The sequence below is a fragment of the Ewingella sp. AOP9-I1-14 genome (genome assembly GCF_052375995.1).
Lineage (GTDB): Bacteria > Pseudomonadota > Gammaproteobacteria > Enterobacterales > Enterobacteriaceae > Ewingella > Ewingella allii.
The window spans coordinates 252,745-268,220 of sequence record NZ_JBQSVA010000003.1 but is presented as its reverse complement, the minus strand read 5'-3'; the positions used below and the strand labels follow the sequence as shown (position 1 = coordinate 268,220).

The following is a 15,476-nucleotide window of genomic DNA, read 5'->3' as shown; positions in this document are numbered from 1 at the left end:
CCGCCGCACGGTTTATTTATGGTGAGGCGGTTATTACTTGATCGGCCATACCGACCACAACACGAATAAGAAGCCATTGCCATGAGCCATATTTTCACGGAAGCGAAGCTGGAACAGGCCATTATCTCCCTACTGGGGCAGCACTCGAATGCGGAGGGCCAAGCCTGTTACCCTCATTTTGTGGGTGGCAATGTGCCGCGCAAAGAAAAAAGTGAGGTGCTGATTACCGATGACCTGCGCCAGTATTTAGCCAACCAGTATCAGGCAGAGGGGATCACGGAAGGGGAGATTTCTCACATCCTCCATCAGTTGCAGACGCTTCCTGCCAGCGACCTCTACCAGAGCAATAAAACCTTCTGCCACTGGCTCAGCAACGGCTTTTTACTTAAACGTGAAGATCGTAATAAGAAAGACCTCTATATCGAGCTGATGGATACCCGCAGCTTGTCAGGGCAGTTAGCCAGCTTATTTACAGGGCATGGCGAAGAGATTGCCGAGGTGGGCAATAATATCTACCGGTTGGTTAATCAACTGGAGATAGAAGGCCAGACCCGTGACGGCGGGCTGCAACTGCGCATCCCCGATGGCATCTTGTATGTGAACGGCCTGCCGCTGGTAGTCTTCGAGTTTAAATCAGCGGTACGGGAAGAAGAGGCCACCACCTATGACGCTTGGCGCCAACTTTGTGTGCGCTACAAGCGCGATATTCCTAAGCTATTCGTCTATAACGCGCTGTGTATTCTCAGCGACGGGGTGAACAATAAGCTGGGAAACCTGTTTGCCCCTTACGAGTTCTACTACGCTTGGCGCAAGGTGAACGGTAATGAATCCACCGAGCAAGATGGTATCAACGGCCTCTACACTCTGATCCAAGGGTTATTTCATCCGGTTCGTCTGCTGGACGTGTTAAAGAACTTCGTTTTCTTCCCAGACACCAGCAAACAGGAAGTGAAGATCTGCTGTCGCTATCCGCAGTATTACGCCGCCCGCAAGCTTTACTACAACATTAAAAAAGAGCGCAAGCAGATAGCGGCCAACGACGAGAATATCGGTGGCACCGGTAAAGGGGGAACCTACTTTGGTGCCACGGGCTGCGGCAAGAGCTACACCATGCAGTTCTTGGCCCGCCTGCTGATGAAGAGCGTCGATTTTGCCAGCCCGACCATTGTTCTGATTACCGACCGTACCGATCTTGATGAGCAGCTCGCCAAGCAATTCTGCAATGCTACCGCTTTTATCGGCGATGCGGTGATTGAGCCGGTCACCAGCCGTCAGGATCTGCGAGACAAGTTGGCTGGATGCGCGAGCGGCGGGGTATTCCTGACCACCATCCACAAGTTTACTGAAGATATTCAACTGCTCTCCAATCGCAGCAATATCATCTGTATTTCTGACGAAGCCCACCGCAGCCAGATCAACCTCGACCTAAAGATCAGCATCGATGCTGAAAGCGGAACGGTGAAAAAGACCTACGGCTTTGCTAAGTATCTACACGACTCGCTGCCTAACGCGACCTATGTTGGCTTTACCGGCACCCCTATCGACGCCACTCTGGATGTGTTCGGCCCTACCATCGATAGCTACACTATGACCGAATCGGTTAACGATGAAATCACGGTGCGGATTGTCTACGAAGGGCGAGCTGCCAAAGTGGTGCTTGATAACAGTAAGCTGGAAGAGATCGAGCAGTACTACCAAGAATGCGAAAAACTGGGTGCCAGTGAACACCAGATTGAAGAGAGCAAGAAAACTACGGCCAATATGAACTCCATCCTGGGCGATCCGGATCGCATCGAGGCATTGGCCAAGGATTTCGCCCAGCATTACGAAAAACGGGTGACGGAAGGTTCGACCATCAAAGGCAAGGCGATGTTTGTTTGTGCCAGCCGCGAGATTGCCTACGATTTCTATAAGAGACTGAAACTTCAGCGCCCCGAGTGGTTCGAGGCGAAACAGGCTATCGATGGTGTCACTCTGACCGAGCAAGAGAAAAATGAATTGATGAGTCTTCCTCTGGTCAATATGGTCATGACCCGAGGCCAAGATGATGATGAGGCCATGTATAACTTGCTCGGTACTAAGGAGTACCGCCGTGAGCTAGACAAACAGTTCAAGAACCCTAAGTCCAACTTCAAAATTGCCATTGTGGTGGACATGTGGCTGACCGGTTTTGACGTGCCCGAACTTGATACCATTTACATCGATAAGCCGCTGCAAAAGCACAATCTGATTCAAACGATCTCGCGAGTAAACCGCCGCTTTGAGGGCAAAGAGAAGGGCTTGGTAGTCGATTACATTGGCATCAAAAGTCGAATGAATATGGCTTTAGCGATGTACTCGAAGGCTGATAAATCCAACTTTGAAGATATCCAACAGTCGCTGATTGAGGTGCGTAATCACCTACACCTGCTTGCTCAGGTGTTTCATAATTTCGATAGCCGCGGTTACTTCTCTGGCACACCGACGCTACAGCTGGAATGCCTTAACCGGGCCGCCGAGTTTGCCCTGCAGACCAAGAAGATTGAGCTGCGTTTTATGGGATTGGTGAAACGCCTGAAAGCCGCCTATGACGTTTGCGTGGGTAGTGAAGAGATCACTCAGGATGAGCGTGAGCGCATTCATTTCTATCTGGCCGTGCGTTCTATTGTCTACAAACTGACTAAGGGCGATGCGCCGGATACCGCGCAGATGAACCAGAAAGTGCGTGAGATGATTGCCGAGGCACTCAAGGCTGAAGGGGTAGAGGAGATTTTCACCTTAGGCGAAGATAAAGCCGAGACCATCGACATATTTGATGACGAGTACATGGCTCGCATTGGCAAGATCAAGTTGCCTAATACCCGGATGCAACTGCTGCAAAAGATGCTGGCAAAAGCTATTAGTGATTTTCAAAAGGTGAACCAACTGCAGGGGATCAACTTCTCCAAACGTTTCCAGGCCTTGGTCGAACAGTACAATCAGCGCAAAGAAAACGACGTGCTCAACGGTGAAGAGTTCGACACTTTCACCCAGCAGATGACCGACATGATCTACGACATCAAGACTGAGATGATGTCTTTTGCCGATATTGGTATCGACATGGAGGAAAAGGCCTTTCTCGATATTCTGGTGCACATGTGTGAGAAGTACGACTTCACCTATGACGATGACAAGATGTTGGCCTTAGCCAAGGATATGAAGGTGATTGTTGACGACAGCGCCCAGTATCCCGACTGGAGCAACCGCGACGACATCAAGGCTAAACTGAAAGTAGATCTTATCCTGCTGCTACACCGCTATGGCTTCCCTCCAGTGGCCAACGATGAGGTCTACAAGAGCGTGCTGGAGCAGGCGGAGAACTTTAAGAAGTACCTGCATAGCTGATTTATCGAATTGAGGTTTGGCATGATGTTTTATATGGAACTGATTGCCACCTCAGACCGAATGAATTCTTATTTATAGACTTTTATGAGTCCATTTAGGAGCTCCCTCGGAGCCCATAGATAAAGCGAAACTATATTTGGAGCACTGCCCAACCAATAAGTAAAAAACTTCATTAACAGCGCTTTCGTTCTGGCCGTTAGGAAATACACATAAAACTTCAGCTCTTAAATACCTGACTCTGATGCCATTCAATGAAATTGTTTGCAGGCCAGAAAGCCTTGTCCTGTGGCAAGAAGAGTTTTTGCCCATCACGTTGCCAGAACAACTGATCCACAACCGGGCTTCTGTTTACCCCGCCGGAAATACGGATTTTAAAATGTTCATCTATACCTATTGCTCCCCTATCAAAGGCAGAATGGTGCAGAGAACAAAGCGCTAGCCCATTATTCACTTCACATGGCCCGCCATATTGCTTCCACCGGATATGGGCTGCTTCAAGTCCAACGAGTGCGCCGTCAAGTCGTAGATCGTAGCCACAGAAAGCACAACGTGAGTGATATGCCCGTAAGACTATATCTCTGAAACGCGGGTCACGTGCTTTCATCAGGGCTGTGAAATCAAAGCCTAAAAGGTCTGCAAGAACTAACTGGACACTTTCTGGGAAACGCTCAGTCATGATCTGTTGCGCTAGCTTATTAATCATTTCTGGAGTTTCACAAAGTATTTGGTAGCTGTGTTCGTCGAAACCACCCGAAACATGATTCTCAATTAGTTCACGCTTTGTTGGTTGGGTATTGCCTTTGCGTGGCTTGCAACCTTCGGTATTTTCAAGCGTCCAAAATCCATCAGTTCTCAGGCGCCAGAAGGGCATGTTTGGATAGTAATCACGCCTTTTAGGGCCGTAGTCAGCGAGCAATTTTGTCAGAGGTTTGTGAATCTCTTGTCCATAGTCAAATAGTCGGGGATGCCCCTTTAAGTATTGCGATAAAACATAAAGCAACAGCAGTGGTTTATGTGGAGCACACTGGTCGCCTTTACGCCAGATAGCTACGCTAGAAATTGCAATTTGCAATGCTTTATGTGAAGTCATAGCACAAGGTTAACAGATTGAAGTTGTTGAGATCTTGCTCGCAAAGAATATGTAATTCAACTATTGCGCAGTAAAACTATTCAAGGTGATACCAACCCCTGTTGACTATATCGGAATAGTAATTCCAAAAGTTGGGTCTTTAAGAAACAACCGTCACTACGACGAAAAGCCCAGTCACCTTCAGCAACTGGGCTTTTGCACCATCCAGCCAACCCACACCCCCCTCCACACATGTCGACAAAACCCCTTTTTATAAACATATCCCCCAGATATGTTTATACCATCGACACGTTTTGGCGATATGTCGATAAAACGCGATTTTATAAACATGTTGTCTGAAGAGAAGTTTCTTCGACTCAATCTCAGCTGCCAAACCCGCCCAACTTCCACCCACGCTCCCCAACCCCTTCTTTTACTTCTTTAGCAGTCAACACATCCAACTCCGCCAATCTTGGGTAGCAATACTTGCTGCCGAGAATGGTGTTATCGATGAATGACGGGTGGCACATGATTTCCAGGGAGTGGTCGCCGCGCTGGTTGGCGTGGTCGAGGATGCTGAGGAACAGCTCCTCGGTGATGCTGTCGCCGTAGAAGGTGCTGTCGAAAGCCGTGGTGCTGCGCGCGCCGCACAGGGGGATGTTGTGCTGCTGGATTGCATCCCGATCGATGCGTATCGCGACGTCTTGCTGTTGGGCGAAGGCTTCGACGATAAGGAAGATCTGCGGGATCATATGCACGTGGTGGTGGCTGTCGATGTGCGTCGGTTTGCGGCCGAACAGTTCAATAAATCTGGCGAACTGGGCGGCAAGTTCTTGTTTTATCTGGTCGAGGGGCAGGGTGTCGGCTTCGGCCATCTCCCAGATCCATTTACCCAGCTCGCCGTTGTCGCGCACTAAGCCCGGCATCTCGGTGAGAGGTTTACCGAGGGTGAGCACGAAGTGCATGCCGACGGGCAGCAGTGGGTTGGCGGCGCTGAGTTGGGCGGCGTGCTCGGCACCCGGCTGGTTGACCATCGCCGTGGTAGAGCTGACCACGCCGTGGGTGAAGGCGTCGATAATGCCGTAGTTCTGTGCTTTGCAAAGCCCGAAGTCGTCGGCATTAACTATCAGTAATTTATCCATAAATTGCCCTTTGGCAGCCCTCCCGCGAAGGAGGGCGCACAGGTTATTTTAGTTCAGCGATGGCTTTCGCAAAGTTCGGCAGCAGCGCTTCGTGTGCCAGCAGCATGTCGCGGGCCAGCTTCTCAGCGTCTTTGTCGGAATGAATCAGCGGGCTGAGGTTCAGCGCCAGCAGCACATCATTCAACTTGCCGCTCAGGGCTGCCTCGCTCGCCGCAATCTCAAAGCCTTTGATGGTGTAAATCAGGCCCAGCACTTTCTCATCGAAATGGGTAATGCGCGGAGTTGGCGTCGCACCGTTGCGCCCAATAGTGCAGGTCATCTCGACCGCCCAGTCAGCCGGAATATTATCAATATGCCCGTGGTGGGCGAAGTTGACGTATTGCTCGGTCTGCTTGTCATTGTAGATGGCGCTGATCACTTCGCACGCCGCGTCGGAGTAATAGGCCCCGCCGCGCAGCTCCAGCTCTTTCGGTTTTACGTTCAGCTCTGGGTCTTTATAAAGTTCGAACAGCTGTTTCTCGACCTTTTGTACCACGGTGGCACGCGCGCCGCCTTTGTAGAACTCGCCCATCTCGATGGCCAGCATCTCTTTGGGTTTGAAGTAGTAGAGCAAGTAGGAGCACGGCAGCAGGTTGAGCGAGCGGATCAGCCCTTCGCTGAATGGCAGGTCGAAGATGTTTTTTACCGAACCGGCGGTCAGGGTGCCGGAGGCCACGCCGTCCAGCAGCTCGGCGAAGCGCGACTCGCCGTTGACGATGACGTCTTTGATAAACACCAGATGGTTGAGGCCGAACAGGTCAATCGACAGCTCATCCTGCGGGCTAATCTTCAGCACGTCCTGAATGAACATCTTCATGCCGACCGGAATGTTGCACACGCCGATAAACTTCTTGAAGTTGGTGTGGCGAACCACGGCTTCGGTGACCATACCGGCCGGGTTGGTGAAGTTGATAACCCAGGCGTCCGGGCAGATCTCTTCCACATCTTTGATGATGTCGAAAATCACCGGAATGGTGCGCAGGCCTTTGAACAGGCCGCCCGCGCCGTTGGTCTCCTGACCCAAATAGCCGTGGCTCAGCGGGATGCGTTCATCCAGCTCGCGGGCTTTTAACTGGCCGACGCGCAGCTGGGTAGTGACGAAGTCGGCGTCTTTTAATGCTTCACGGCGATTTAATGTTTTATGCAAACTGATTGGCACGCCCGCGCGCTTTATCATGCGCTGGCAGAGGTCGAAAATAATATCCTGCTTCTCTTTACCGGCTTCGACATCCACCAACCATAATTCACTGATCGGCAACTCTTCATAACGTTTAATAAAGCCTTCGAGTAGTTCCGGGGTATAGCTGCTGCCACCGCCAATGGTGACTACTTTAAGTTTTTTAGACATAGGGGCTCCCGTGCAATATGAATGCACTTTAAACAAAGGTAAATATAGGAATGAGTGAAGACTATTATTGAGTCCGCATTAATTCATATACAGTCAGCTATTATTAAATAACTCCTTGCGATAATGCTTAGGCGTAAAGGTAGTTATTTTTTTAAAGTTCTTAATGAACATGCTAGGACTGCTATATCCCGAATCGTATGCAATATCAGTAATAGAGTAATTGGTTATCTCTAATTGCTTTTTGGCGAAATCAACGCGGATCTCATTAATAATCTGCATTGGCGTTTTGCCATAATGGCGCTGAGTGGCGCGCGTTAAATACTCCTGCGATTTTCCCGAGAGTTGCACCATGGTCGACAAAGCTTTATCGCCGAACTGGGTTTTATCGTGCATCTTCTCAATGGTCTCTTTGAGCCAAACCGGCACGTCAGGCGCGATATCCGACTCGCGATGATGACGAATACGGTTGATGGCGTAGAAGGTCACCATCTCAAGAAACTCGTTAAACTCGCCGTTTTTGAAGTTGAGAGACGCCACCATCGACTCGATAAAGTTAAGAAACTCACTCTTAATTTTATACACCTGCGAGGCCACAAAGCAGGTCGGCAGCAGGGCCAAATAATGCTGTTCGAAGAAGGCTTTACTGATGCCGACGTTTAATATCCGGGTTGGGCCAAACTCATAGAAACTCTGATGGTTGGAGCCCAGCGGGATAAAGGCGAAATCGCCACGCTCGAGCAGCACTTGCTTGCCGTTGATCTGCTGGTAGTAGCGGCCAGTGAGCACGATGGTGAACTCGTAGTAGTCGTGTTCGTGCAGCCCTGAGATGCTCTCTACCTTGTTGTAGATAAACATGTGGAAATTTTGACCGTCGAATAGTTGATCTTCGCGTGCTGTCTTAATGTCCATACTCAGTAACTGTGGCTGCATGATGACTCCCAACGCTATTTTATTTTCTCGTGAAGCTCAATGATTTCTGTCACTAACTCGCGGGCTAACATGGAGGTCATCAGGTGGTCTTGGGCGTGAACCAGCACCAGGCTGACCTTGGTTTTGCCTTCACCGGCGTCGCCTTCAATCAGTTTGGTCTGCACCAGGTGGGCTTCATGCAGCGACTCGCGTGACTTGGCCATCAGCTCCCAGGCCTTGGTGAAATCGCCTTGTTTAGCGACCTTCAGTGCTTCATACGCCAGGCTGCGCGCCTGCCCGGAGTTGATGATAAGGCCCATCACCACTTCTTCCAGACTGTCTAACTCTTCTTCACTGTCTTCGATGTTGTCTAAATCAAACATGGTTATCTCCCTGAGTTAACTCTTTGGATACTGGGGAGAATCTCCTCTCCCCAGCTTGCCTTAGATTAGAATTTTAGTGATGCAGCAATGTCTTCTTCGCTCTCTTCTTCTTCGATAATCGCCTGCGCCTTGTTCGACAAGATGACGAATGGCATGTAGACCAGCGTGGCAATACCGAGGTTGAACAGGGCGACTAACAGCGCCGCAATGCTGCCGTTACTGTTGAAGAAGGCCCCCAGCCCGGTAGGCATGGTCCAGGGTGCGAGGTTGGTCACCGGCGGGATAATCCCCATGGTGTACGCCGTCAGCGTGATAATGGCCAGAATCGGTTGCACCAGAACGAACGGGATAAACATCACCGGGTTCATGATAATCGGCAGGCCGAACAGGATAGGTTCGTTAATCTGGAAGATGCCGGATGGCAGTGCCAGTTTGGCGACCTGACGGTGGTCCGCACGACGTGATGCGATAAAGATGGCGATGATCAGGCCCAGCGTTGCCCCAGAACCACCCAACAGGATGTAGGAGTCGAGCATTGGTTTAGCCCAGAAGTGGAAGGTCTGGCCCGCATCCAGCGCGGCTTGTACTGAACCATACTGGTTGTAAATGGCGATGTTCTCCAGCGCCCACGGGGTCATGATGCCGCTGTCCAGCGCGGTTAACGCGAGGGAGCCGTGAACACCAAAGAACCACAACAGGGAGTTGAAAATCACGTATGCCCAGCCTACCACGCTTCCCATTGATGCCAGAGGTCTGGAGATGGAATCCATAATAATCTGGTGGAAGTTGTGGCCGTACAGCCCCAGCAGCCAAGAGATAACCCCAAAGATACACAGAATGATGAAGCCTGGGATCAGTGCGGAGAAGGAGCGGGATACGGAGGCCGGTACGCTGTCTGGCAGGGTGATAACCCAGTTGCGGCGGATAACAAAGGTAAACATCTCGGCAACCACTAAGCCGATCACCATGCCGGAAATAATGTTCGCGCCACCTAGCCAGTTGGCCCCGACGGCGTAAGCTTCGCCCACGCTATAAGGGGTGACGGTCATAAAGGCTGCCACGGAGAGCAGGCCTGCGGCTAGAGGGTCCACTTTGCGCTCTTCGGCTAAGGCCATCCCGATAAAGAACGGCGCCATGAGCGACATAATCCCTAATGTGCCGTTATACACATTGACGCCGATGGTTTTTAAACCGGCTAATGTCTCAATAGTGGAAGCGTCTAAACGAATGCCGAGAGAATAAAAGAAAGAACCCTCGCCGAAACTCAGAAATACGTTATTAATTAAAACGAACATCGCCCCTGCGAGGGTCAGCGGCATTAATCGGATGAAACCATTTTTAATAGCGTTAATATGGGGCTGTCTACCTATTTTTACAGCAAAAGGTAGAAGCACCTTTTCAAGTGAATCAATGGCTTTACTCATTTTTATTTTCCTTTAATGCCGCCTTTTAGACGGCCAGGGTATGAAATTCGCTCTTTGACTGCTGACTCTTTGACTTTTAAGTAATGCAAAATAAAAAATTAATTAATGACTCACAGATTGCTGACTTGATGCTTTAATTAAAGCGACTGCTGATTGAAGAACTTTTAACCCATCAACCTTGCCGTAGTGGATTGAATCAATCACTTCGACAGTTTTACCCGGTAGTAATCTTCTTATCTCATCCAACTTGTAAGCGATTTGCGGGCCGAGCAAAACTAAATCCGCTTCACCGCCTTTTTCTGCCGCCAGTGACTCGGAGAAGGCTTGGATGATGACTGGCACTTGGTGTTTTTCAGCGACGTCGTTCATTTTTTTAACCAGCAACGAAGTGGACATACCCGCCGAACAGAACAAATAAATGACTTTCTTTTCCATAACGTAATCCTCGTTTTTCTGAGAAATAACAGGGCAGAATGATTCGTCCTGATTGTCTCTGCTTGCAGTGAGTATAATCCAGCAAGCTCGACGGACGATAATTCATCTCTTACTAAAATTGTCTCTCCTTGACCAAAAGTTATGACTCCCTTCACATTTTGGGGAATTAAACAGCAAGATGGTATTTGAAGCGGCAATGAATCGCCGATGCGGCCATTCGTTATACCTATAGAATTAAAGACTATTTTGCTGTTTTCGCCAGAAAAGAAGGTTCACGGGAAATTAGCTCTTAACCTAGGAAATTCGCCTGATGCCTAGCGTGCTCTGCTTTCCCCCGTAACGAGAATCACTATCAAGCGCAAGATAACCAATCCGCCCGACGCCTCGGCAAAAATGTGCAGTTCCGCGCTGCCGATGATCGGCGCGCCAATCAGTACGCTCGACCCAAAGTGAGCATTAAATACTTCGATATTGATTGAGGCAGCCGCTTCAGCCTCTCTGGCAATGACTGGGCTATATTGAATCTAAACCGCCCGCTGATAGCTGCTGGATGCACATTTATCAATCGGACCTATTTAAAAGCCGGACAACCGTCTGCGAGCTATAGGGTCTGGAAAACGGCCAGGATATGGAAATCATCAGAGCTCTTACCAAACTATCTGGAGTAAAAAGGCTTATGAAGGAGAGAGGAAGCCCAAGTTATGATTTTGTTATTGGCAGCGATATCGCCCGTGATGGCATGTATGTAGAAGTACGGCTCAAGGATTCAAATCCGTTATTAGTACTCGCAGAAATCTTCTTCTCCGACCAAACCCACACTTTTGCCCTCAACTGCTATGTCCAAAATATCCCTCTGGACGTGATACTCGAACTGATCGACATTGCAAAAAAGAGATTGCCTCCCACCCATCAATGACGTTCTGTCATATTTCTCTGCTAATCTCCTTCTATATAAGCCCAATTTCTATTAATCACACCAAGAAATAATAAATAGCGTCATTAATTTTGCTTCCACAATGTCAAAAATTGTTTTGTTCAGACGTGCTCTGTTACATAGTGATTTGTTATCAAATATGTCGACACAGTCTAAAAAGCCTGCCCGTATTGAGTGTATATCCAACAGTTTGAAATCAAAGTGAGCAGTAAAGTATTCAATGTTTCATAAGCTAACAACTGCATACATTGCTGATTAATTAATGATCTGATTTTAAAAGAATCACTCTGGGAACTTTCTCATTTTCTTCTTTGTGACCCTCATCACCTATGTTAATTATTTGTTCGTGGCGCAACACCACTGCAAACACATAACAATAGAAATTGATCAGACAGGGTAATTTATGAGCAAATTTATTAAGCCAATGATTATTGGCGGCGTCGTTCTGTCGGTATTATCTGCCAGCGCACAGGCCGAGATCACCGTTTTAGAAAAGAATAAGCAAAGCGATGCTTTGCTCGCGCCATTAAGCGTTAAAGTTGGCGGTAGTATTCGTCCAGAGTGGATTTTTAATAACGGCCCAGAGCCAGGTTATTATAAAAATGGTCACGACGGCGGTACGCGCTTTCGTTTCAGCACTGATTATGCTCTGAGCCAAGATACCTCAATCATTGGTTATTACGAGTTAGGTGTAGACCTGGCGCACGCGCTGAGCTGGGATGACCACTACAACGAAGATGGCCGTCGCGACAAGCAACGCCAGTTATACGCCGGTATTAAAGATGATCGTTACGGTACTTTCACTTACGGTCACCAGTACGGCATTTATTATTCCGTCGTCGGTATTAAAAGTGACGTCTGGGATAACGATGGTCACGCAGGCGCAACCGGTATTGGTGTAAATGGTGATTACGACGGTGCAAATAAACCGAAGAACAGCCTGAAATACACTAATGATTTTGGCCCAGTCACTTTATATGCCAACTACTTATTACCTGAAGATCAAACAACCGCCGGTGGCAATTTAGATTACCGTCGTAATAACGGCGCAGGTATTGGTGCAGATTATAAAATCACTAAAGATTTAGTCTTCAGTGCCGCATATAGTGCCAACAACGCCACTATTAAAGAAACGCCGGAAAACGAAAAAGATTATCATCAGGAAATCTCCGGTACTGCTTTAACCTGGCAGCCGAACAACTGGTATATCGTCGGTACTGCGAGCTACTACAAAAACTTTGTGCCAAGCACGCATGAACAGTCTGTTGACCGTTACTTCGCGGGCAGTGGTTACGGCGTAGAAGGCTTTGTTGGTTACACCTTCAATATCGACCAGCCGTTCCTGAAATCTATCCAGCCATATGTTGCAGCCGATTCCCTGCAATTGAAAGGCGACGAAGATTACCATCAGAACAATGTGTACTTCGGTGCGGGCACCGTTATTGGCCACGGCCTGTCTGTGTATGTAGAACGTACTCTGGCAACCTCAACCAACAACGAAGTGCCAGACTCTACTTGGGTCACCGTGTTCTACGACTTCTAATCCCTGTCCTGCGCGGCAACACGCCGCGTAAACAGACAAAGCCAGTGCCGAGAGGTGCTGGCTTTTTTGTTTTGGTAAACCGGCATGAAATGTTGGTTCGAGGATTGTATGAATTGCCTATCGCTTTATACTTCACGTTAGTGATTTCAATAACGGATATCGATAAATGTCTGATGAAGAACAGTTCGTTGTACTGACTGAAAATGATGTGTCGCAATGGGATGATAAAACGGGTGAGCGTTATCATTTTCCCAAGCAATACAGTAAATCGATAAAGCCGGGTATGCAGTTTGTCTACTATAAAGGCAGGTTAAAACCTGAGAATAAGGCTTTTGAAGGTCAACGTTTATCGAAGAACCCACATTATTTTGGTATTGGCCGAATAGTTGATGTTCAACCTGATAAAGCAGGGCATTTGATCGCAACACTTAGTGATTTTCAGGCATTCGAAGAAGCCGTGCTGGCAAAAAACGACGATAATTATCTTGAGGAAATTCCTGAATCAAAAAAATCTAATTATTGGCGTGTCAGTGTTCGTAAAATCTCTAGAAGCGTTTTTGATAATATTGTTCTTAATGCGATCACCTCTGCGCCTCTTTCATTAAGTGATGCAGTTCCCAAGCAGAATGAAATCGAAAATGAAAAGGATGAAGAATCCCTTTTTTCTTATGAAGAGGGTAAAAAGTCATCGAAGTTCGTCACCGTATATGAACGGAATCCTAAGCTAAAACAACAAGCTAAAGCACTTCACGGCACAACCTGTTTTGGCTGTGGGTTCAATTTTGGTGAATTCTATGGAGAGTACGGGCAGGACTTTATTCACATTCATCATGTAGTGCCTGTCTCACTCTTCGGCAAATCGAAACGGGTCGATCCCAAGACGGACTTGATCCCAGTTTGTGCCAACTGCCATAGCATAATCCATCGTAAGAAAGACCGGACGCTCAGTATTGAAGAACTGAAGACAATGATTGCTATAAACAACAAGAAGGTCATTTAGCCCTTCAACTGCTTTCTTGCAGTTTAAATTCGTTTAATTGTGGTTTTACAGGCGCGGTGATCATTCTGACTACCGCGTATGGCCTATGCATCATTATTTATCGTGGCATATTGAGAGAAAGCACCTGCCTTATAATTAGTTTTTTTCCGCAACTATTCACATCCTCTAAATCACCCCAATAACAAAAACGCCAAAATTATCGTCAATTGGTTTTATTTTTGTGCGATCTGAACAAATAACGCGCAGATATAAGTAGGTGGCTACAAATATAATTTGTTACTGAATGTCCTAAGTTGGGATCATCTACAGGGCAATTATGTTAATAAAAGGTGTTTTCTAAGGCTTATTATCGAGCATTAGCTATTAATCGTGACTTTGATCTCAAAGCAGAGCGAAATGACAGCTTTTTATGCTGCTGATAGGTATCATCCCGCCATTAATGATATGTTTTAAACGATTCATTGGTTTTTTAACGGCGCGCTTGTGGCATTAAAACGTAGTTAAAAATCAATTATAAATAACAGATTGTTTTTTATACCGAGGGATTATGGACAACACACATATTGATACGCAGGTAAATGTCTCAACCAGTACCTGGCGTAAAACCGATACCATGTGGATGCTGGGTCTGTATGGTACAGCAATTGGTGCAGGCGTTCTGTTCTTACCTATTAATGCCGGGATTGGTGGTTTAATTCCGCTACTTATTATGGTCGTACTCGCTTTCCCAATGACCTTTTTTGCTCACCGAGGTCTGACGCGTTTTGTATTGTCAGGTAAAAATGCGGGCGAAGATATTACCGAAGTTGTTGAAGAGCACTTTGGTATTTCAGCCGGTAAGTTAATTACTCTGTTATATTTCTTTGCTATTTATCCTATCTTGTTGGTTTATAGCGTCGCGATAACCAATACGGTCGAAAGCTTTATTACTCATCAGATGCACTGGACGGCACCGCCGCGCGCGCTGTTGTCTCTGGTCTTGATCCTTGGCCTAATGGCGATCGTCCATTTTGGGCAGGACTTAATCGTGAAAGCGATGAGCATTCTGGTGTTCCCTTTTGTTGCCGTGCTGATGGCGCTGGCGTTTTATCTCATCCCGAACTGGAATACCTCGGTATTTGAAAACGTCTCAATGTCTGGCAATGGCGTGGGCAGCGGCATGCTGATGACGCTGTGGCTGGTCATTCCGGTGATGGTGTTCTCCTTCAACCACTCGCCGATTATCTCTTCATTCGCGGTGGCCAAGCGTAAAGAGTATGGCGAAGGCGCTGAGAAGAAATGTTCACGCATCCTGGCTTATAGCCACATCATGATGGTGCTGACCGTGATGTTCTTCGTGTTCAGCTGCGTGCTGAGCCTCTCTCCGACTGACCTGATGGAAGCGAAAACGCAGAACATCTCTATCTTGTCTTATCTCGCCAATCACTTCTCTAACCCACTGATTGAATATATCGCGCCATTTATTGCCTTTATCGCGATCACTAAATCTTTCCTCGGCCATTATTTAGGTGCTCGCGAAGGCTTTAACGGTATGGTGATTAAGTCATTGCGCAGCAAAGGTAAAAATATCGCGCTGCCAACACTGAATCGCTACACCGCTATTTTCATGTTGCTGACGACCTGGGCCGTGGCGACATTAAACCCAAGCATTTTGGGGATGATTGAAAATATCGGCGGGCCTATTATTGCAATGCTGTTATTCCTCATGCCGATGTATGCGATTCGCAAAGTGCCGGCAATGAGAAAATACAGCGGTCATATTAGTAACGTGTTCGTGGTTATTATGGGTTTAATTGCCATGTCTGCGATTGTTTATACTCTTCTGGGTTAATCTTCACCTTTAATAATAAAGAAGGGGCAGGGATGTTCTGCCCCTCTATCCAAAAC

12 protein-coding genes are annotated in these 15,476 nt (G+C 47.7%); 5 read left to right on the top strand and 7 right to left on the bottom strand.

Features of this window, described 5'->3' with window-relative positions:
• Positions 1–81 precede the first annotated feature (81 nt).
• Positions 82–3,363: a type I restriction endonuclease subunit R gene (locus ACT3RT_RS11120; protein ID WP_496202977.1), complete on the top strand. Its 3,282-nt coding sequence runs from the start codon at positions 82–84 to the stop codon at positions 3,361–3,363.
• A 217-nt stretch (positions 3,364–3,580) separates the two neighbouring features.
• On the opposite strand, the gene ACT3RT_RS11115 is transcribed toward ACT3RT_RS11120, so the two are convergent.
• The 7 genes from ACT3RT_RS11115 to ACT3RT_RS11085 all read right to left on the bottom strand — a co-directional run bounded on the left by ACT3RT_RS11115 (position 3,581) and on the right by ACT3RT_RS11085 (position 10,112).
• On the bottom strand, positions 3,581–4,453 hold the full coding sequence (locus tag ACT3RT_RS11115) for a phosphorothioated DNA-binding restriction endonuclease (protein ID WP_496202976.1): 873 nt from the start codon (positions 4,451–4,453) through the stop codon (positions 3,581–3,583).
• Positions 4,454–4,815: 362 nt separating this feature from the next.
• A complete protein-coding gene (gene chbG / locus ACT3RT_RS11110; RefSeq protein ID WP_496202975.1) occupies positions 4,816–5,574 on the bottom strand; it encodes a chitin disaccharide deacetylase in 759 nt (252 codons plus the stop codon).
• 43 nt (positions 5,575–5,617) lie between these two features.
• A complete protein-coding gene (locus ACT3RT_RS11105; RefSeq protein WP_034786892.1) occupies positions 5,618–6,961 on the bottom strand; it encodes a 6-phospho-beta-glucosidase in 1,344 nt (447 codons plus the stop codon).
• A 93-nt stretch (positions 6,962–7,054) separates the two neighbouring features.
• Positions 7,055–7,891 carry a transcriptional regulator ChbR gene (gene chbR / locus ACT3RT_RS11100; RefSeq protein WP_353500833.1) on the bottom strand — a complete coding sequence of 279 codons (837 nt, stop codon included), beginning with the start codon at positions 7,889–7,891 and terminating at the stop codon, positions 7,055–7,057.
• 14 nt (positions 7,892–7,905) lie between these two features.
• Positions 7,906–8,253, bottom strand: coding sequence for a PTS N,N'-diacetylchitobiose transporter subunit IIA (gene chbA / locus ACT3RT_RS11095; protein ID WP_034786899.1), 348 nt, complete (start codon positions 8,251–8,253; stop codon positions 7,906–7,908).
• A gap of 65 nt (positions 8,254–8,318) precedes the next feature.
• A complete protein-coding gene (chbC, locus tag ACT3RT_RS11090) occupies positions 8,319–9,677 on the bottom strand; it encodes a PTS N,N'-diacetylchitobiose transporter subunit IIC (RefSeq protein WP_496202974.1) in 1,359 nt (452 codons plus the stop codon).
• A 102-nt stretch (positions 9,678–9,779) separates the two neighbouring features.
• Entirely contained in the window at positions 9,780–10,112 is a 333-nt protein-coding gene (locus ACT3RT_RS11085) for a PTS sugar transporter subunit IIB (protein WP_353500835.1), read from the bottom strand.
• Positions 10,113–10,740: 628 nt separating this feature from the next.
• Between ACT3RT_RS11085 and ACT3RT_RS11080 the strand changes: the two genes are divergently transcribed.
• From ACT3RT_RS11080 to ACT3RT_RS11065, 4 genes are all read left to right on the top strand, one after another.
• Complete coding sequence (locus ACT3RT_RS11080) at positions 10,741–11,028, top strand: hypothetical protein (RefSeq protein WP_486031408.1); 288 nt, start codon at positions 10,741–10,743, stop codon at positions 11,026–11,028.
• A 421-nt stretch (positions 11,029–11,449) separates the two neighbouring features.
• Positions 11,450–12,589, top strand: coding sequence for a porin (locus ACT3RT_RS11075; protein ID WP_353500851.1), 1,140 nt, complete (start codon positions 11,450–11,452; stop codon positions 12,587–12,589).
• A gap of 166 nt (positions 12,590–12,755) precedes the next feature.
• Positions 12,756–13,589 (top strand): HNH endonuclease, encoded by an 834-nt coding sequence (locus ACT3RT_RS11070; RefSeq protein ID WP_485902226.1) that lies wholly within the window; start codon positions 12,756–12,758, stop codon positions 13,587–13,589.
• Positions 13,590–14,136: 547 nt separating this feature from the next.
• Positions 14,137–15,420, top strand: coding sequence for an HAAAP family serine/threonine permease (locus ACT3RT_RS11065; protein ID WP_353500854.1), 1,284 nt, complete (start codon positions 14,137–14,139; stop codon positions 15,418–15,420).
• The last annotated feature ends 56 nt before the right edge of the window (positions 15,421–15,476 follow it).